Genomic DNA, 18,258 nt, shown 5'->3' with positions numbered 1-18,258 from the left:
CAGCCCGCGAAACATAGAGCAAAAAAATCGAATAGGGTTCAGCATTCGAAGGCGTTTTTCAGCCATTGAAGCGGTTGCCCGGCATGGCCCTGGCCCTGCAGCGCGACGACGTCGAAGCGGCAGGGTTGATCGGCCCAGCGGGGCTCGTGCTGCAGGAAAAGGTTGGCGGCAAGCGCCAGTCGCTGCTGCTTGCGCCCATCGATGCTGCCGAGCGCTCCGCCGAACTGCGCGTGCCACCGGTAGCGGACTTCGACGAATACTACTGTATCGGCATCGAGCATGACCAGATCGAGCTCGCCACCGGTGCATCGCCAGTTGCGCGTCAGCAGCTGCAGGCCATGCCCTTGCAGAAAGGCAAGGGCCTGGTCTTCAGCCGCTTGGCCGGCGCAACCGGGCGATGCGCTGGGCATCAGCGCGGGGTGTCCGGCAGGCGTTTGACCTGGCCGCCGGCGAACTCGGCCCACGGCAGCTGGCGTTCCACGCGTTGGCTGGGGTTCATGCTCAGGCTGCCGGACAGGCCTTCGACGCGATTGTCTGGCAGGGCCTTGAGCTGGCCCAGGCGTGGCGCCAGGCTGTAGGCGTCGACGCCCATGGCGTACAGGCGGCCGAGGCTGCCGGCGGCCTGCGGCCACTGTTGGACCACCTGCTGGCGCAGGCTGTTGCTGGTGTCGAGCAGCCATGGCGTTTCGCAGAAGCGGATGCCGTTCATGTCGTTGTACTGGTTCACGTCACCGCTGGCGCTGTACAGGTTGGAGGTGGCGTAGACCGGCACGTCGCCGGCGTACTGGAAGTTCAGGGTCGGCTTGATCTGCTGGGCCTGCTGCGGGGTCGAGGCGAGGAAGATGAAGTCGATGTCCTGGCGGCGCGACGGTTGCGCGGCGATGTTGCCGCCCACGGTGCTCTGCAGGCTCTTGGCCCGGGCTTCGCTCTGGCGCAGCTGGAACAGCTGGGCAATCTGCTGGGCCAGGGCGACGGGCTGGGCAATGCGCTCGGCGGCGAGCAGGGTGCCGCCGTTGCTTTCCCAGTCCTGGCGGAAGGCGGCCAGCACGCGGTCGCCCCATTCGCCGCTCGGCACCAGGGCCACGGCGCGGACCATGCCGTCGGCGCGGGCGCGGCGAGCCACTTCGCGGGCTTCGTCCTCGGCGGCCAGGCCGAACTGGAACAGCTGCGGCGGGGCTTTCTGCCCGGCATCGGCGTAGTTCAGCGCCAGGGTGGTGATCGGCAACTGCGGGTAGGCGGCGAGTTTCTTCACCAGCGGTTTTTCCAGCGGGCCGACCACCAGTTGCACGCCGGCGGCCTGGGCCTGGCGGTAGAAGTCGTCGAGGGAGGTGATGCGCGAGCTGTCGAACACCTGCACCGCCGGCGCCGGCTGGCCACCTTGCTGGGCCTGGAAGTGGGCGGCCATGAAGCCGTCGCGCAGGGCGCGGGCGACACCGGCCAGCGGGCCTTCCTGGGGCAGCAGCAGGGCAATCTTGGTCAGCGGCTGGCTGGCCAGTTCCTTGAGCTTGACCAGCGCCGTGGGCAGTTGCTTGGCGGCCGGATGCTGCGGATGCTGGTTGCGCCAGGTATCGATGGCGGCTTGTTGCTGCTCGAGGGTGCCGGCGCTTTTCACGGCGAAGGCCAGGCTGGTCCAGCCGGCCAGGGTTTCGTTGGTGGTCGGCTGCTGCAGCTGGTCGGCGGGCAGCGCGGCGACCAGGGCCCAGATCGCGTCTTGGTTGCTGGCGGCGGCCTGGCCGCTGAGCAGCGGGCTCAGTGCCACGCGCTGCTGGGCGGCGGCCAGGGCCTGGCCGTCGGCCTCGAGGGCGGCGGCGTGCACGCTGTAGGTGCGCACCTGCTGCTCGTCCGGCAGTTCGCCGAGCCGTTGCAGGCTGGGGTGGGCGAGGGCGGTCAAGGCGGCCTTGGGCTGGTTGCGGCTCATGGCGAGCTCAGCGGCCAGGGTCGAGGCGAACACTTGCTGGGCAGGCTTGAGTGGCTCCAGTTGCACTTGCTCGAGGATGCGAGCCGCGCGCGGGAAGTCCTTCTGCTTGTAGGCCAGGTCGGCGGCGCTCAGGCGCAGCAGGGCCGCGTCCTCGGCAGACTTGCTGGAAGCCGCCTTGTCGAGCAGTTGCTCGATGCTGGCGTCCGGGGTGCGCGGCAGTTCGCCCAGGTTGGATGAGGGCGAGCTGGCGCAGGCTGCCAGCAGGGCAGCGAGGCAGAGGGCTGTGAGCAGCCGCAGGCAAGCGATCATGTAAAGGTCCTGTTACTCGATCAAGTTGGCCGGCAATTGTACCCAAGCCTCGCGCCCGGCGCGATGTTGCCGACGGTGAACCTTCACTATAGGTGGCTGGCGCGTGGCGCAGGACGAAGTTCTTTGCGCCCTGTTGCCGGTGCTCGGGCTACAATGGCGGCCTTTGATCCGTGAAAGCAGGTGTGCGCAGTGACTGATGGTGCAGGGGTTTCGAATTCCGCGTTGGGCAAGTTGTATGTGGTGGCCACGCCCATCGGCAACCTCGACGACATGAGCGCGCGGGCGCTGAAGGTGCTGGCCCAGGTCAGCCTGATCGCCGCCGAGGACACCCGCCACTCGGTGCGCCTGCTGCAGCACTTTGGCATCGATACGCCGCTGGCGGCCTGCCATGAGCACAACGAGCGCGACGAGGGCGGGCGCTTCATTACCCGCTTGCTGGCGGGTGACGATGTGGCGCTGGTGTCCGATGCCGGCACGCCGCTGATTTCCGACCCGGGCTATCACCTGGTGCGTCAGGCGCGCGCCGCCGGGGTGCAGGTGGTGCCGGTGCCGGGTGCCTGCGCGTTGATCGCCGCATTGTCGGCGGCGGGGTTGCCCTCGGACCGCTTCATCTTCGAGGGCTTCCTGCCGGCCAAGGCGGCCGGGCGTCGGGCGCGCCTGGAGCAGGTCAAGGAAGAGCCGCGGACCTTGATCTTCTATGAGGCGCCGCACCGTATCCTGGAGTGCCTGGAAGACATGGAGGCGGTGTTCGGTGGTGGGCGCCCGGCTGTGCTGGCGCGCGAGATCAGCAAGACCTTCGAGACCCTCAAGGGCTTGCCGTTGGCTGAGTTGCGCGGGTTCGTGCAGGGCGACAGCAACCAGCAGCGTGGCGAGTGCGTGGTGCTGGTGGCTGGCTGGAGCGCCCCGGAGGGGGAGCAGGCAATCAGTGCCGAAGCCCAGCGCGTGCTGGATTTGCTGCTGGCCGAGATGCCGCTGAAGAAAGCGGCGGCATTGGCGGCGGAAATTACCGGTGTGCGCAAGAACCTGCTCTACCAATTGGCCTTGGAGAAACAGAAAGCCGAATAATGGCGTAGTGACATTAGTTGTCGTCTCGCTTGTTCTCGAGCGCGTGTCCCGGTAACCTTGGCGGCGGAGAGTCGATCGGACAGTCGCTGCCGTCTTTTGTTCCGCAAGGGGCGGGGGAGGAAAGTCCGGGCTCCATAGGGCAGAGTGCCAGGTAACGCCTGGGAGGCGCGAGCCTACGGAAAGTGCCACAGAAAACAACCGCCTAAGCACTTCGGTGCCGGTAAGGGTGAAAAGGTGCGGTAAGAGCGCACCGCACGGCTGGCAACAGTCCGTGGCTAGGTAAACCCCACTCGGAGCAAGACCAAATAGGGTTCCATACGGCGTGGCCCGCGTCGGAACCGGGTAGGTTGCTAGAGGCGTCCAGTGATGGCCGTCGTAGAGGAATGACTGTCCTCGACAAAACCCGGCTTACAGATCGACTCTCCACCTCTTCCTTCCCTGCTTGAATCGATAGCAGATGTGTCCTGGTAATACCAAAAAAATCTTATTCTTAATAAATCACTTTAACTTCGCACTCTATCCGCTTGAGTGTGTTTGATTTTTCCCGTCATTTTTCCTCTCCAGTATTCCTTCGGCCTTCCTTTGTTGCGCTAAATCGCCGTCCTGTAAGGGATTTCCTTATGAACGTGCCTTGACGGTGTGGCGGGCGGATTCCTATAGTGTGCGCAAGTGGCAGAAAGTGGGATGAAGTGGGTTTTCTGACACAAAAAAGCTAACATTGTGGGGAATCACAACCGTGTTCCGCGGAGCCAACGCCGTCAGTCTCGATGCCAAGGGCCGTCTCGCCATGCCGAGCCGGTACCGTGACGAGCTCGATTCGCGTTGCAATGGTCAACTGATCGTGACCATCGACGCCGTTGACCCCTGCTTGTGTGTTTATCCCCTCGATGAGTGGGAACAGATAGAAGCCAAGTTGCGCGCCTTGCCATCGTTGCGTGAGGAAAACCGCCGCCTGCAGCGTTTGCTGATCGGTAATGCGGTGGACCTGGAGCTCGATGGCAGTGGGCGTTTCCTGGTGCCGCCACGCCTGCGTGAGTACGCCAAGCTGGACAAGAAGGCGATGCTGGTGGGGCAGCTGAACAAATTCCAGCTGTGGGATGAGGATGCCTGGAACGCGGTTTCGGCAGCCGACCTCGCAGCTATTCAACAACCGGGCGCCATGCCCGATGATTTGCGTGACCTGATCCTGTGACCATAGATAGCGGCTTCAACCACATCACCGTCCTGCTCGACGAAGCTGTCGAGGCATTGGCCTTGCGCGCCGACGGTTGCTATCTGGACGGCACCTTCGGGCGTGGCGGCCACAGCCGCCTGATCCTCAGCAAGCTCGGGCCCCAGGGGCGGCTGCTGGGGTTCGACAAGGATCCTCAGGCGATTGCCACCGGGCAAGCGCTGGCGGCCGAAGACGGCCGCTTTGTCATTGTGCAGCGCAGCTTTGCCGAGCTCGGCGACGAAGTGCGCGCCCGCGGCCTGGACGGCAAGGTCAGTGGCGTGCTGCTCGACCTGGGTGTGTCCTCGCCGCAGCTGGATGACCCCGAGCGCGGCTTCAGCTTCCTCAACGACGGCCCGCTGGACATGCGCATGAACCCTGCCCAGGGCGTCAGCGCCGCCGAGTTCATCGCCACCGCCACCGTCGAAGAAATTGCCCGGGTGTTCAAGGAATACGGCGAGGAGCGTTTTGCCGGCCGCATGGCGCGCGCCGTGGTCGAGCGCCGCGAGAAGCAGCCGTTCACCCGTACCGCCGATCTGGCCGAGGTGCTCAAGGTCGCCAACCCGGCCTGGGAAAAGGGCAAGAACCCGGCGACCCGCGCCTTCCAGGGCCTGCGAATCCACGTCAACAACGAACTGGGCGACCTCGAGGCCGGCCTTGAGGCCGCGCTCGATGCCCTTGAAGTCGGTGGCCGCCTGGCGGTGATCAGTTTCCACTCGCTGGAAGACCGTATCGTCAAGCTGTTCATGCGCAAGCTGGTCAAGGGCGAGGCGGACAACCTGCCGCGCAACCTGCCGGTGCAGCACAAGGTCTTCGAGCCGAAGATCAAGCTCATCGGCAAGGCGCAGTTCGCCTCCGATGCCGAGCTCAAGGCCAACCCGCGGTCGCGCAGCGCCGTGATGCGGGTGGCGGAGAAGTTGCGGTGAGCCGGCTGTTCGCCAAGCCATTGCCAGGCGGAAGCTTCCTGATGCTTCTGCTGTTCGTCGGCGTGCTGATTTCGGCTATCGCCGTGTCCTACAGCGCGCACTGGAACCGTCAGTTGCTCAACACCCTTTACGGCGAGCTGAGCGAGCGCGACAAAGCCCAGGCCGAATGGGGCCGGCTGATCCTCGAGCAAAGCACCTGGACCGCGGCCAGCCGCATCGAGAGCCTGGCCTCCGAGCAGCTCAAGATGCGCGTGCCGGCGGCTGACGAAGTGCGGATGGTGGCGCCATGATGAAGCTCGAAGGCGCACTCTACCCCTGGCGCTTCCGGGTGGTGATCGGCTTGCTGGCGTTGATGGTCGGTGCCATCTGCTGGCGCATCATCGACCTGCAGGTGGTCGACCGCGACTTCCTCAAGGGCCAGGGCGATGCCCGCAGCCTGCGGCACATTCCGATCCCTGCGCACCGCGGCCTGATCACCGACCGCAACGGCGAGCCCCTGGCCGTCAGTACCCCAGTCACCACCCTGTGGGCCAACCCCAAGGAAATGCAGGCCTCGAAAGAGCGCTGGCCGCAACTGGCCGCCGCCCTGGGGCAGAACCCGCAGCAGCTGGTCGAGCGCCTCACCCAGCAGGCCAACAAGGAATTCATCTACCTGGTCCGTGGCCTGACCCCGGAACAGGGCCAGCACGTGCTCGACCTCAAGGTGCCGGGCGTCTATGGCCTGGAGGAGTTCCGCCGCTTCTACCCGGCCGGTGATGTCACCGCCCACATGGTCGGCTTCACCGACCTTGACGACCACGGCCGCGAGGGTGTGGAGCTGGCCTATGACGAATGGCTCGCCGGGGTGCCTGGCAAGCGCCAGGTGATCAAGGACCGGCGCGGCCGGCTGATCAAGGACATCCAGGTTACCAAGAACGCCAAGGCCGGAAAGACCTTGGCGTTGTCGATAGACCTGCGCCTGCAGTACCTGGCCACCCGCGAGCTGCGCAACGCCATCGCCGAGCAGGAAGCCAAGGCCGGCAGCCTGGTGATCATGGACGTCAAGACCGGCGAAGTCCTGGCCATGGTCAACCAGCCGACCTACAACCCGAACAACCGCCGCAGCATGTTCCCTGCCGCAATGCGCAACCGGGCGATCATCGACGTGTTCGAGCCAGGCTCGACGGTCAAGCCGATTTCCATGAGCGCCGCCTTGCAAAGCGGCCGCTGGAAGGTCACCGACAAGGTCGAGGTGTACCCGGGCAGCCTGCAGATCGGCCGCTACACCATCAAGGACGTGTCGCGCAGCGAAGGGCCGATCCTCGACCTGACCGGCATCCTGATCAACTCGTCCAACGTCGGCATGAGCAAGATCGCCTTCGATATCGGTGGCGAAGCCATCTACCGGGTCATGTCCCAGGTCGGCCTGGGCCAGTACACCGGCCTTGGCTTTCCCGGCGAGCGCGTCGGCAACCTGCCCAACCACCGCGAGTGGCGCAAGGCCGAGACCGCCACGCTGTCCTATGGCTACGGCGTGTCGGTGACCGCCCTGCAACTGGTGCATGCCTACGCCGCCCTGGCCAACGACGGCAAGATGGTGCCGCTGTCGATCCTCAAGGTCGACAAGACCCCGGAAGCAGTCCAGGCGATCCCCAAGGAAACCGCCGAGACCGTTCAGGGCATGCTCCAGCAAGTGATCGAGGCGCCGCGCGGGGTGTTCCGCGCGCAGGTGCCGTTCTACCACGTAGGCGGCAAGTCGGGTACGGCGCGTAAAGCCACTGTGGGTTCCAAGGGCTACACCGAGAACGCCTACCGCTCGCTGTTCGCCGGCTTCGGCCCGATGAGCGACCCGCGCTACGCGATCGTCGTGGTCATCGACGAGCCGAGCAAGGGCGGCTACTTCGGCGGCCTGGTCTCGGCCCCGGTCTTCAGCAAAGTGATGTCGGGCACCCTGCGCCTGATGAATGTACCGCCGGACAACCTGCCGCCGTCCTCGACGCAGCAAGCCAGCGCAGTACCCGCCAAGGGAGGGCGTGGTTGATGACAATGCCATTGAGCAAGCTGTTCGCCTATGCCAGCCGCGATCCGTTGATCCGCGAGCTGACCCTGGACAGCCGCGCCGTGCGACCGGGCGACCTGTTCCTGGCCGTGCCGGGCGCCAAGGTCGATGGTCGTGACCATGTTGTCGACGCCCTGGCCCGCGGTGCCGCTGCGGTGGCCTATGAAGAGCAGGGTGCCAGCGTGCTGCCGATCACCGATGCGCCGCTGATTCCGGTCAGGGGCCTGATCGGTCAGTTGTCGCAGATCGCCGGGCGCTTCTATGGCGAACCCAGCCGCCAGCTCGACCTGGTCGGCGTGACCGGGACCAACGGCAAGACCAGCGTGACCCAGCTGTTGGCCCAGGCACTCGATGCCCTTGGTCAGCGTTGCGGCCTGATCGGCACCCTGGGCACCGGCTTCCATGGCGAGCTGCAAAGCGGTCGCCTGACCACCCCGGACCCGATTGCCGTGCAGTCGACCCTGGCCGACCTGAAGAGCGCCGGCGCCAAGGCCGTGGCCATGGAAGTGTCGTCCCACGCCCTGGAGCAGGGCCGGGTGGCTGCGCTCGACTTCGATATCGCGGTGATGACCAACCTGTCCCGCGACCACCTGGACTACCACGGCAGCATGGAGGCCTACGAGGCCGCCAAGGCCAAGCTGTTCGCCTGGCCAAGCCTGCGCGCCCGGGTGGTCAACCTGGACGATGAGTTCGGTCGCCGCCTGGCCGACAGCCCTGCCTCGTCACGGCTGATCAGCTACAGCCTGCTGGACCGCAGCGCGACGCTGTTCTGCAAGCAAGCCAGCTTCAATGACGATGGCGTGCGCGCGGTGGTCGTCACCGCCCAGGGCGAACATGCCTTGCGCAGCCGCCTGCTGGGCCGCTTCAACCTGAGCAACATGCTCGCCGCGGTGGCCACGTTGATGGCGCTGGACTACCCGCTGGATGAAATTCTCAAGGTCATCCCGCAGTTGCAAGGGCCGATCGGCCGCATGCAGCGCCTGGGGGGCGGCGACAAACCGCTGGTGGTGGTCGATTACGCGCACACCCCGGATGCCCTTGAAAAGGTACTCGAGGCCTTGCGCCCGCACGCCCACGGCAAGCTGCTGTGCCTGTTCGGCTGCGGCGGCGACCGTGACGCCGGCAAGCGCCCGCTGATGGCCGAAGTGGCCGAGCGCCTGGCCGATCGCGTGCTGGTCACCGACGACAACCCGCGTAGCGAAGACCCCCAGCGGATCTTCGACGACATTCGCCCCGGGTTCGCCAAGCCTGCCGCTGTCGAGTTCGTCGCCGGTCGTGGTGCAGCCATTGCCCAGCTGATCGCCAGCGCCCAGGCCGACGACGTGATCGTCCTGGCCGGCAAGGGGCACGAGGATTACCAGGAGATCAATGGCCAGCGCCATGATTTCTCCGACCTGGTCGAAGCCGACAAGGCCCTTGCCGCCTGGGAGGCACCACATGCTTAAGCCCATGACACTCAGCCAGCTGGCTGGCGCCCTGAGTGCGCGCCTGGCAGGCGCCGATGCCAGTTTCACCGGCGTCAGCATCGACAGCCGCAGCGTCGCTGCCGGCCAACTGTTCGTTGCCCTGACCGGGCCGCGCTTCGATGGCCACGACTACCTGGCCGACGTGAAGGCCAAAGGCGCCGTCGCCGCGCTGGTCGAGCGTGAGGTCGTCGGTGTCGACCTGCCGCAGCTGGTGGTCGCCGACTGCCGCGTCGCCCTCGGACAGCTAGGCGCGCTGAACCGCGCCGCGTTCGACAAACCGGTGGTGGCCATCACCGGCTCCAGCGGCAAGACCACGGTCAAGGAAATGCTTGCCGCGATCCTGCGTACCCGCGGCCCGGTGCATGCCACCCGGGGTAACCTGAACAACGACCTTGGCGCACCGCTGACCCTGCTGGAGATCGCCCCGGAGCACAGCGCCGCGGTCATTGAACTGGGCGCGTCGCGCATTGGCGAGATCCGCTACACCGTCGGCCTCACCCGGCCGCAGGTGGTCATCATCAATAACGCTGGAACCGCCCACGTTGGCGAATTCGGCGGCCCGGAAAAGATCGTCGAGGCCAAGGGCGAGATCCTCGAGGGCCTGGGCGAGGGCGGCACGGCCATTCTCAACCTGGCCGACAAGGCGTTCGATATCTGGCGCAAGCGTGCCGGCAGTCACCGCGTAGTCAGCTTCGCCCTGGACAACCCGCAGGCCGACTTCCATGCCAGTGACATTGGCCGCGATGCCCGTGGCTGCCCGTCGTTCACCCTGCACGGCCCGGACGGCAGCGTCCCGGTGCAGTTGAACCTGCTCGGCACCCACAATGTCAGCAACGCCCTGGCCGCTGCCGCTGCCGCTCACGCCGTCGGTCTGAGCCTGAACGGTATCGCCGCCGGGCTCGGCGCCGTGCAACCGGTCAAGGGCCGCACCGTGGCGCAGATAGCCGCGAACGGCGTGCGCGTGATCGACGACAGCTACAACGCAAATCCCACCTCGATGTGCGCCGCCATTGATATACTCGCCGGCTTTTCCGGCCGCACCGTCCTGGTGCTCGGGGATATCGGCGAACTGGGGCAATGGGCCGAGGAAGGTCACCGGCAGGTGGGCGGCTACGCCCGCGGCAAGGTCGACGCGCTGTACGCGGTGGGCACCAACATGGCCCATGCTGTTCAGGCGTTCGGCAACAATGCCCGCCATTTCGCTACTCAAGCTGAGCTGATCGATGCCGTTAGCGCCGAGACCGCCAGCGATACCACTATCTTGATCAAGGGCTCGCGCAGCGCTGCGATGGAAAACGTCGTGGCGGCATTGTGCGAAGCTCGCGGGGAGAAACATTAATGCTGCTGCTGTTGGCCGAGTATCTGCAACAGTTCCACAAGGGCTTCGCGGTCTTCCAGTACCTGACCCTGCGTGGGATTCTGGGTGTACTGACCGCGCTGTCCCTGGCCCTGTGGCTGGGCCCGTGGATGATCCGTACCCTGCAGATCCGCCAGATCGGCCAGGCCGTGCGTAACGACGGCCCGCAATCGCATCTGTCCAAGTCCGGCACCCCGACCATGGGCGGCGCGCTGATCCTGTCGGCCATCGCCATCAGCACCCTGCTGTGGGCCGACCTGAGCAACCGCTATGTGTGGGTGGTGCTGATCGTCACCCTGGCGTTCGGCGCCATCGGCTGGGTCGACGACTACCGCAAGGTGATCGAGAAGAACTCCCGTGGCCTGCCGAGCCGCTGGAAGTACTTCTGGCAATCGGTATTTGGCCTGGCGGCGGCGATCTTCCTCTACCAGACCGCGCCGACCAGCGTCGAAACCACGCTGATCATCCCGATGGTCAAGGACCTGGCCATTCCGCTGGGTGCCGGGTTCATCGTGCTCACCTATTTCGTCATCGTCGGCTCGAGCAACGCGGTCAACCTCACCGACGGCCTCGATGGCCTGGCGATCATGCCGACGGTGATGGTCGGCGGCGCGCTGGGCATCTTCTGCTACCTGTCGGGCAACGTGAAGTTCGCCGAATACCTGCTGATCCCCTACGTGCCGGGCGCCGGCGAGCTGATCGTGTTCTGCGGCGCGCTGATCGGCGCCGGCCTGGGCTTCCTGTGGTTCAACACCTACCCGGCCCAGGTGTTCATGGGCGATGTCGGCGCCCTGGCGCTGGGCGCCGCGCTGGGCACCATCGCGGTGATCGTGCGCCAGGAAATCGTGCTGTTCATCATGGGCGGCGTGTTCGTCATGGAAACCCTGTCGGTGGTCATCCAGGTGGCCTCCTTCAAGCTGACCGGCAAGCGCGTGTTCCGCATGGCGCCGATTCACCACCACTTTGAACTCAAGGGCTGGCCCGAGCCTCGGGTGATCGTCCGCTTCTGGATCATCACCGTGATCCTGGTGCTGATCGGCCTTGCCACCCTGAAACTGAGGTAAACGAGCGTGTCACTGATCGCTTCCGACCAATTCCGCATCGTTGTCGGCCTCGGCAAGAGCGGCATGTCCCTGGTTCGCTTCCTGGCGAACCGGGGCATTGCCTTTGCGGTCGCCGACACCCGCGAGCAACCGCCGGAACTGGACACCCTGCGCCGTGAATACCCGCAGGTGGAAGTGCGCTGTGGCGAGCTGGACGTCGAGTTCCTCTGCCGCGCCAACGAGCTGTACGTGAGCCCCGGCCTGGCCCTGGCCACACCGGCCCTGCAGCAGGCCGCCGCGCGCGGCGTGAAGCTGTCTGGCGATATCGAGCTGTTCGCCCGTCATGCCAAGGCGCCGATCGTGGCGATCAGTGGTTCCAACGCCAAGAGCACCGTGACCACCCTGGTCGGCGAGATGGCCGCCAAGGCAGGCAAGCGTGTGGCAGTGGGCGGCAACCTCGGCACCCCGGCACTGGACCTGCTCGACGACAGCGTCGCGCTCTATGTGCTGGAGCTGTCGAGTTTCCAGCTGGAGACCACCGACCAGCTCAATGCCGAAGTGGCCACCGTGCTCAACGTCAGCGAAGACCACATGGACCGCTACAGCGGCCTGCCGGCCTATCACCTGGCCAAGCACCGGATCTTCCGCGGGGCGCGCCAGGTGGTGGTGAACCGCCAGGACGCCCTCAGCCGGCCGCTGCCGGTCGAAGGTCGGCCGTGCTGGACCTTTGGCCTCAATGCCCCGGATTTCAAGGCTTTTGGCCTGCGCGAAGTCGATGGTGAGAAACACCTGGCATTCGAATTCCAGACCCTCATGCCCGTGCGTGAGCTGAAGATTCGTGGCGCCCATAACCAGAGCAACGCCTTGGCCGCCCTGGCCCTTGGCCATGCCGCCGGATTGCCGTTCGCGCCGATGCTCGAGGCCTTGCGTGAGTTCAAGGGCCTGGCGCACCGCTGCCAGTGGGTCCGTGAGCGCAACGGGGTGAACTGGTACGACGATTCCAAGGCCACCAACGTCGGCGCTGCCCTGGCTGCCATCGAAGGCCTGGGCGCCGATATCGACGGCCAGTTGCTGCTGATTGCCGGCGGCGACGGCAAGGGTGCCGACTTTGCCGCCCTGCGCGCACCGGTGGCGCAGCATTGCCGCGCTGTGGTGCTGCTGGGCCGTGATGCCGAGCGCCTGGCCGAAACGCTCAAGGATGCCGTGCCGCTGGTGCGCGTGCAGAGCCTGGAGGAAGCCGTGCAGCGCTGCGCCGAACTGGCCCAGCCGGGGGACGCGGTGCTGCTGTCGCCGGCCTGCGCCAGCCTCGACATGTTCAAGAACTTCGAACAACGCGGGCGCCTGTTCGCCCAGGCGGCGGAGGCGCTGGCATGATCTTCGGCATCCTCAAGCCGTACCCGTCGCCGCTGATCAGCGGCCGTGGCATCGACCTCGACTTCCCGCTACTGGCCGGTTGCCTGGCGCTGCTGGGCCTGGGCCTGGTGATGATCACCTCGGCCTCCTCGGAAGTGGCCGCGGTGCAGTCGGGCAACCCGCTGTACCACATGTTCCGCCACCTGGTGTACGTCGCCCTGGGCCTTGGCGCCGGGGTGCTGACCATCCTGGTGCCGATCGCCACCTGGCAACGCATGGGCTTCATGATGCTGATCGGCGCCTTCGGCCTGCTGGTGATGGTGCTGGTGCCCGGCATCGGCCGCGAAGTGAACGGCTCGATGCGCTGGATCGGCTTCAGTTTCTTCAACGTCCAGCCTTCGGAGATCGCCAAGGTCTTCGTGGTGATCTACCTCGCCGGCTACCTGGTGCGCCGGCAGACCGAGGTGCGCGAGAGCTGGATGGGCTTCTTCAAGCCGTTCATCGTGCTGTTGCCGATGGCCGGGCTGCTGCTGATGGAGCCGGACTTCGGCGCCACGGTGGTGATGATGGGCGCCGCGGCGGCCATGCTGTTCCTCGGTGGGGTGGGCTTGTTCCGCTTCTCGCTGATGGTGGTGCTGGCGGTGATATCGGTGGTGGTGCTGGTGCAGGCCCAGCCGTACCGGATGGCACGCCTGATCACCTTCACCGACCCCTGGTCCGACCAGTTCGGCTCAGGCTACCAGTTGACCCAGGCGCTGATCGCCTTCGGTCGCGGCGAGTGGCTGGGCGTGGGCCTGGGCAACAGCGTGCAGAAGCAGTTCTACCTGCCCGAGGCGCACACCGACTTCGTGTTCTCGGTACTGGCCGAAGAGCTGGGGGTGATCGGCTCGCTGCTGACCATCGCGCTGTTCGTGTTCATCACCGTGCGCGCGCTGTACATCGGCCTGTGGGCCGAGAAGGCCAAGCAGTTCTTCGCCGCCTACATGGCGTTCGGCCTGTCGTTCCTGTGGATCGGCCAGTTCCTGATCAACATCGGGGTGAACGTCGGCCTGCTGCCGACCAAGGGCCTGACCCTGCCGTTCCTCAGCTATGGCGGCAGCTCGCTGGTGATCTGCTGCGCCTGCGTGGGGCTGTTGCTGCGGATCGAGTGGGAGAGCCGCACGCACCTGGGCAGCGAAGAGCACGAATTCAACGAGAGCGATTTTGCCGAGGAGACCAGCCATGGCCGCTGATGGCAAAAATGTCCTGATCATGGCCGGCGGTACCGGTGGCCACGTGTTCCCGGCCCTGGCCTGCGCCCGCGAGTTCCAGGCACGTGGCTACCGCGTGCACTGGCTGGGTACCCCGCGCGGCATCGAGAACGAACTGGTGCCCCAGGCCGGGTTGCCGCTGCACCTGATCCAGGTGACGGGCCTGCGTGGCAAGGGCAAGCTGTCCTTGCTCAAGGCGCCGTTCACCCTGGTCAAGGCGGTGCTCCAGGCGCGGCGCATCGTGCGTGAGCTCAAGCCAGTGTGCGTGGTCGGCTTCGGTGGCTACGTGACCGGCCCCGGCGGCCTGGCCGCGCGGCTGTGCGGCGTGCCGCTGGTGATCCACGAGCAGAACGCCCGCGCGGGGACCAGCAACCGCCTGCTGCTGCCGATGGCGGCGCGGGTCTGCCAGGCCTTCCCCGACACCTTCGCCGCCAGCGAAAAGCTGCGCACCACCGGCAATCCGGTGCGCCCCGAGCTGTTCATGGACGCGGCCCGCGCGCCCCTGGCCGAGCGCCGCGCGCGCCTGCTGGTGATGGGTGGCAGCCTGGGGGCGGAACCATTGAACAAATTGTTGCCTAAGGCCCTGTCCGAAGTGGCGGCGAACCTGCGCCCGGAGGTATTCCACCAGGCCGGGAAAAACCACGCGCCGATCACCGCCGAGCGTTATCGCGAGGCAGGCGTCGAGGCCCAGGTCGAACCGTTCATCAAGGACATGGCCCACGCCTATGGCTGGGCCGATATGGTGGTGTGCCGGGCCGGTGCCCTGACCGTCAGCGAACTCGCGGCGGCGGGGCTGCCCTCGATGCTGGTGCCCTTGCCCCACGCGATCGACGACCACCAGACCCACAACGCCCAATACCTGGCTCGTGAAGGCGCCGCCTTCCTGATGCCACAAGCGACAACTGGCGCAGCGCAGCTCGCTGAACGCCTGAACGAGGTGCTGATGCAACCCGAGAAACTCAACACCATGGCTGGCACCGCACGACGCCTGGCCAAGCCTGATGCAACCAGCACCGTGGTCGATATCTGCCTGGAGGTGGCCCATGGTTGAAAGCCAGAAAGCCATGCCGCAACCGAAGATGGGCCGCATCCGTCGCATCCACTTCGTCGGTATCGGCGGCGTGGGCATGTGCGGCATCGCCGAAGTGCTGCTGAACCTGGGCTATGAAGTGTCCGGCTCCGACCTCAAGGAGTCGCCGGTCACCGAGCGCCTGCAGTCGTTCGGCGCGCAGATCTTCGTCGGCCACCGTGCCGAGAACGCCGCCACCGCCGATGTGCTGGTGGTGTCCAGCGCGATCAATCCGGCCAACCCGGAAGTCGCCACCGCCCTGGAGCGGCGCATCCCCGTGGTGCCGCGTGCCGAGATGCTCGCCGAACTGATGCGCTATCGCCACGGCGTGGCGGTGGCCGGCACCCACGGCAAGACCACCACCACCAGCCTGCTGGCCTCGGTGTTCGCCGCCGGCGGCCTGGACCCGACCTTCGTCATCGGCGGGCGCCTGACCGCGGCCGGCACCAATGCCCAGCTGGGCACCAGCCGCTACCTGATCGCCGAAGCCGATGAAAGCGACGCCAGCTTCCTGCACCTGCAGCCGATGGTGGCCGTGGTCACCAACATCGACGCCGACCACATGGCGACCTACGAAGGCGACTTCAACAAGCTGAAGAAGACCTTCGTCGAGTTCCTGCACAACCTGCCGTTCTACGGGCTGGCGGTGATGTGCCTGGACGACCCGGTGGTGCGCGAGATCCTGCCGCAGGTCAAGCGTCCGACCGTGACCTATGGCTTCAGCGAAGAGGCCGACATCCGCGCCATCAACGTGCGCCAGCAGGGCATGCAGACCCACTTCACCGTGCTGCGCCGTGACTGCGAGCCGCTGGAGGTGTCGGTGAACATGCCCGGCAACCACAACGTGCTCAATGCCTTGGCGACCATCGCCATCGCCACCGACGAAGGCATCAGCGACGAGGCCATCGTCCAGGGCCTGTCGGGCTTCCAGGGCGTCGGTCGACGCTTCCAGGTGTACGGCGAACTGCCGGTCGACGGCGGCAGCGTGATGCTGGTCGACGACTACGGCCACCACCCGACCGAGGTCGCCGCGGTGATCAAGGCGGTGCGTGGCGGCTGGCCGAGCCGGCGCCTGGTGATCGTCTACCAGCCGCACCGCTATAGCCGCACGCGCGATCTGTACGACGACTTCGTGCAGGTGCTGGGCGATGCCAACGTGCTGTTGCTGATGGAGGTCTACCCGGCCGGCGAAGAGCCGATCCCCGGCGCCGACAGCCGCCAGCTGTGCCACAGCATCCGCCAGCGCGGCAAGCTCGACCCGATCTACATCGAACGCGGTGCCGAGCTCGCGCCGCTGGTCAAGCCGCTGCTGCGCGCCGGCGACATCCTGATCTGCCAGGGTGCCGGCGATGTCGGCGGCCTGGCCCCGCAATTGATGAAAAGCCCGCTGTTCGCAGGCGCCAAGCAGGAGAAGTCGAAATGACCAGCGCCTACGACAAGTTGCACTCCACCCTCGACGTCAAGGCCTTTGGCCGCGTCGCCGTGCTGTACGGTGGCAAGAGTGCCGAGCGTGAGGTTTCCCTGAAGTCGGGCAAGGCAGTGATCGAGGCGCTGACCAACGCTGGTGTCGACGTAGTCGCCATCGACGTCGGCGACGACCTGCTGACCCGTCTGCAGAGCGAGAAGATCGACCGCGCCTTCATCATCCTCCACGGTCGTGGCGGCGAAGACGGCAGCATGCAGGGCCTGCTCGAGTGCCTGGGGATTCCCTATACCGGCAGTGGCATCCTCGCCTCGGCGCTGGCCATGGACAAGCTGCGCACCAAGCAGGTGTGGCAGAGCCTGGGTATCCCCACGCCGCGTCACGCCGTGCTGGCCAGCGAGCAGGATTGCGTGGCCGCCAGTGCGGAACTGGGCTTCCCGTTGATCGTCAAACCAGCCCATGAAGGTTCAAGCATCGGCATGGCCAAGGTGAACAGCGAGCAAGAGCTGGTCGCCGCCTGGAAAGACGCCGCCAACTACGATTCGCAAGTGCTGGTCGAGCAATGGATCCACGGCCCGGAATTCACCATCGCCGTGCTGCGTGGCCAGGTGTTGCCGCCGATCGCGCTGGGCACCCCGCACGTATTCTACGACTACGACGCCAAGTACATCGCCAATGACACCCAGTACCGCATCCCGTGCGGCCTGGACAGTGCCAAGGAACAGGAACTGATCGACCTGACCGCGCGCGCCTGCGATGCCATCGGCATCGAAGGCTGGGGCCGGCTGGACGTGATGCAGGACGAGCAGGGCCGCTTCTGGCTGCTCGAAGTCAACACCGCACCGGGCATGACCGACCATAGCCTGGTGCCCATGGCGGCCCGCGCGGCCGGCCTGGACTTCCAGCAACTGGTGCTGGCGATCCTGGCCGACAGCGTAGCGACGCGAGGTTAAGCAATCATGCAAGGCGCGATGATACGTCAGCAGCAACCCGTCACCGGCCGTAGCAAGCCGGTGCCGCGCGGTGCCAGCCGACTGGTGGCCGACGAGCCCGTATCGGCGCGCCTGCCGCGGCCGAACTTCGGCGGCCTCAAGCGCCTGCTGTGGCCGGTGCTGCTGGTGGCCGCAGGCTTTGGCGCCTATGAAGGCGCCATCCGCCTGATGCCCTATGCCGACCGGCCGATCACCAAGATCGACGTGCAGGGCGACCTCAGCTACATCAGCCAGCAGTCGGTGCAACAGCGCATTGCGCCCTACGTGGCGGCGAGCTTCTTCACCGTGGACCTTGCGGCCATGCGTGTCGAGCTCGAGCAGATGCCCTGGATCGCCCACGCCGAAGTGCGCCGGGTGTGGCCGGACGAAGTGGTGATCCGCCTGGAAGAACAGTTGCCGGTGGCGCGCTGGGGCGACGAGGCCTTGCTCAACAACCAGGGCCAGGCCTTTACCCCGCGCGAGCTGGCCAACTATGAGCACCTGCCGCAGCTGTTCGGGCCACAGCGCGCTCAGCAACAAGTCATGCAGCAGTATCAGGTATTGAGCCAGATGCTGCGCCCCATGGGCTTTTCCATCGCTCGCCTGGAGCTGCGCGAGCGAGGCAGCTGGTTCCTGACCACTGGCGCGGGTAGCGCCGGCCCAGGCATCGAGTTGCTGCTGGGGCGCGACCACCTGGTGGAGAAGATGCGCCGTTTCATTGCCATTTACGACAAGACGCTTAAAGACCAGATCACCAATATCGCCCGCATCGATCTGCGTTATTCCAACGGACTTGCCGTTGGTTGGCGGGAACCGAATGCACCGACGACGGCCCAACCCGCCGTTGCGAAGAATTAGAG

16 protein-coding genes and 1 other RNA gene are annotated in these 18,258 nt (G+C 66.0%); 15 read left to right on the top strand and 2 right to left on the bottom strand.

The window, feature by feature from the left end:
- Positions 1–38: 38 nt before the first annotated feature.
- Positions 39–410, bottom strand: a complete 372-nt coding sequence (locus tag NJG22_RS10975; protein WP_253094500.1) for a YraN family protein — start codon at positions 408–410, stop codon at positions 39–41.
- Positions 410–2,227 (bottom strand): penicillin-binding protein activator, encoded by a 1,818-nt coding sequence (locus NJG22_RS10970; protein ID WP_253094499.1) that lies wholly within the window; start codon positions 2,225–2,227, stop codon positions 410–412. The genes NJG22_RS10975 and NJG22_RS10970 overlap by 1 nt, the downstream gene beginning before the upstream one ends.
- A 189-nt stretch (positions 2,228–2,416) precedes the next feature.
- Here NJG22_RS10970 and rsmI point away from each other — a divergent pair, with 189 nt between their 5' ends.
- The 15 genes from rsmI (at position 2,417) to NJG22_RS10895 (ending at position 18,256) form a co-directional block, all read left to right on the top strand.
- On the top strand, positions 2,417–3,292 hold the full coding sequence (rsmI, locus tag NJG22_RS10965) for a 16S rRNA (cytidine(1402)-2'-O)-methyltransferase (protein WP_366518794.1): 876 nt from the start codon (positions 2,417–2,419) through the stop codon (positions 3,290–3,292).
- A 67-nt stretch (positions 3,293–3,359) separates the two neighbouring features.
- Positions 3,360–3,719: RNase P RNA component class A (rnpB, locus tag NJG22_RS10960), an RNA gene on the top strand.
- Positions 3,720–4,028: 309 nt separating this feature from the next.
- On the top strand, positions 4,029–4,484 hold the full coding sequence (mraZ, locus tag NJG22_RS10955; RefSeq protein WP_011535546.1) for a division/cell wall cluster transcriptional repressor MraZ: 456 nt from the start codon (positions 4,029–4,031) through the stop codon (positions 4,482–4,484).
- 2 nt (positions 4,485–4,486) lie between these two features.
- Positions 4,487–5,428 (top strand): 16S rRNA (cytosine(1402)-N(4))-methyltransferase RsmH, encoded by a 942-nt coding sequence (gene rsmH, locus NJG22_RS10950; RefSeq protein WP_253094732.1) that lies wholly within the window; start codon positions 4,487–4,489, stop codon positions 5,426–5,428.
- A complete protein-coding gene (ftsL, locus tag NJG22_RS10945) occupies positions 5,425–5,718 on the top strand; it encodes a cell division protein FtsL (RefSeq protein WP_134691069.1) in 294 nt (97 codons plus the stop codon). Before rsmH ends, ftsL begins: the two co-directional genes overlap by 4 nt.
- Complete coding sequence (locus tag NJG22_RS10940; RefSeq protein ID WP_253094730.1) at positions 5,718–7,448, top strand: penicillin-binding protein 2; 1,731 nt, start codon at positions 5,718–5,720, stop codon at positions 7,446–7,448. The genes ftsL and NJG22_RS10940 overlap by 1 nt, the downstream gene beginning before the upstream one ends.
- The gene (locus tag NJG22_RS10935; protein ID WP_253094498.1) at positions 7,448–8,911 is read left to right on the top strand and encodes a UDP-N-acetylmuramoyl-L-alanyl-D-glutamate--2,6-diaminopimelate ligase; all 1,464 of its coding nucleotides are present in this window, start codon (positions 7,448–7,450) and stop codon (positions 8,909–8,911) included. The genes NJG22_RS10940 and NJG22_RS10935 overlap by 1 nt, the downstream gene beginning before the upstream one ends.
- A complete protein-coding gene (murF, locus tag NJG22_RS10930; protein WP_253094497.1) occupies positions 8,904–10,271 on the top strand; it encodes a UDP-N-acetylmuramoyl-tripeptide--D-alanyl-D-alanine ligase in 1,368 nt (455 codons plus the stop codon). The genes NJG22_RS10935 and murF overlap by 8 nt, the downstream gene beginning before the upstream one ends.
- The gene (mraY, locus tag NJG22_RS10925) at positions 10,271–11,353 is read left to right on the top strand and encodes a phospho-N-acetylmuramoyl-pentapeptide-transferase (RefSeq protein WP_134691063.1); all 1,083 of its coding nucleotides are present in this window, start codon (positions 10,271–10,273) and stop codon (positions 11,351–11,353) included. Before murF ends, mraY begins: the two co-directional genes overlap by 1 nt.
- Positions 11,354–11,359: 6 nt before the next feature.
- Positions 11,360–12,706 (top strand): UDP-N-acetylmuramoyl-L-alanine--D-glutamate ligase, encoded by a 1,347-nt coding sequence (murD, locus tag NJG22_RS10920; RefSeq protein WP_253094495.1) that lies wholly within the window; start codon positions 11,360–11,362, stop codon positions 12,704–12,706.
- Complete coding sequence (gene ftsW / locus NJG22_RS10915; protein WP_177414214.1) at positions 12,706–13,917, top strand: putative lipid II flippase FtsW; 1,212 nt, start codon at positions 12,706–12,708, stop codon at positions 13,915–13,917. Before murD ends, ftsW begins: the two co-directional genes overlap by 1 nt.
- Positions 13,907–14,986: an undecaprenyldiphospho-muramoylpentapeptide beta-N-acetylglucosaminyltransferase gene (gene murG / locus NJG22_RS10910; protein WP_253094493.1), complete on the top strand. Its 1,080-nt coding sequence runs from the start codon at positions 13,907–13,909 to the stop codon at positions 14,984–14,986. The genes ftsW and murG overlap by 11 nt, the downstream gene beginning before the upstream one ends.
- A complete protein-coding gene (gene murC / locus NJG22_RS10905) occupies positions 14,979–16,427 on the top strand; it encodes a UDP-N-acetylmuramate--L-alanine ligase (protein WP_134691057.1) in 1,449 nt (482 codons plus the stop codon). Before murG ends, murC begins: the two co-directional genes overlap by 8 nt.
- Entirely contained in the window at positions 16,424–17,380 is a 957-nt protein-coding gene (locus NJG22_RS10900; RefSeq protein ID WP_253094492.1) for a D-alanine--D-alanine ligase, read from the top strand. The genes murC and NJG22_RS10900 overlap by 4 nt, the downstream gene beginning before the upstream one ends.
- A 6-nt stretch (positions 17,381–17,386) precedes the next feature.
- Positions 17,387–18,256 carry a cell division protein FtsQ/DivIB gene (locus NJG22_RS10895; protein ID WP_253094487.1) on the top strand — a complete coding sequence of 290 codons (870 nt, stop codon included), beginning with the start codon at positions 17,387–17,389 and terminating at the stop codon, positions 18,254–18,256.
- The last annotated feature ends 2 nt before the right edge of the window (positions 18,257–18,258 follow it).

Source organism: Pseudomonas sp. VA159-2, from assembly GCF_024126635.1.
GTDB lineage: Bacteria > Pseudomonadota > Gammaproteobacteria > Pseudomonadales > Pseudomonadaceae > Aquipseudomonas > Aquipseudomonas muyukensis.
This window is presented reverse-complemented; position numbering and strand designations above follow the sequence as displayed.

Excerpts from the sequence above, each read along its gene's own strand:
- NJG22_RS10975 (WP_253094500.1), bottom strand. The coding sequence starts at position 410 with ATGCCCAGCGCATCGCCCGGTTGCGCCGGCCAAGCGGCTGAAGACCAG.
- NJG22_RS10970 (WP_253094499.1), bottom strand. The coding sequence starts at position 2,227 with ATGATCGCTTGCCTGCGGCTGCTCACAGCCCTCTGCCTCGCTGCCCTG.
- NJG22_RS10940 (WP_253094730.1), top strand. The coding sequence starts at position 5,718 with ATGAAGCTCGAAGGCGCACTCTACCCCTGGCGCTTCCGGGTGGTGATC.
- NJG22_RS10935 (WP_253094498.1), top strand. The coding sequence starts at position 7,448 with ATGACAATGCCATTGAGCAAGCTGTTCGCCTATGCCAGCCGCGATCCG.
- murF (WP_253094497.1), top strand. The coding sequence starts at position 8,904 with ATGCTTAAGCCCATGACACTCAGCCAGCTGGCTGGCGCCCTGAGTGCG.
- mraY (WP_134691063.1), top strand. The coding sequence starts at position 10,271 with ATGCTGCTGCTGTTGGCCGAGTATCTGCAACAGTTCCACAAGGGCTTC.
- murG (WP_253094493.1), top strand. The coding sequence starts at position 13,907 with ATGGCCGCTGATGGCAAAAATGTCCTGATCATGGCCGGCGGTACCGGT.
- murC (WP_134691057.1), top strand. The coding sequence starts at position 14,979 with ATGGTTGAAAGCCAGAAAGCCATGCCGCAACCGAAGATGGGCCGCATC.
- NJG22_RS10900 (WP_253094492.1), top strand. The coding sequence starts at position 16,424 with ATGACCAGCGCCTACGACAAGTTGCACTCCACCCTCGACGTCAAGGCC.
- NJG22_RS10895 (WP_253094487.1), top strand. The coding sequence starts at position 17,387 with ATGCAAGGCGCGATGATACGTCAGCAGCAACCCGTCACCGGCCGTAGC.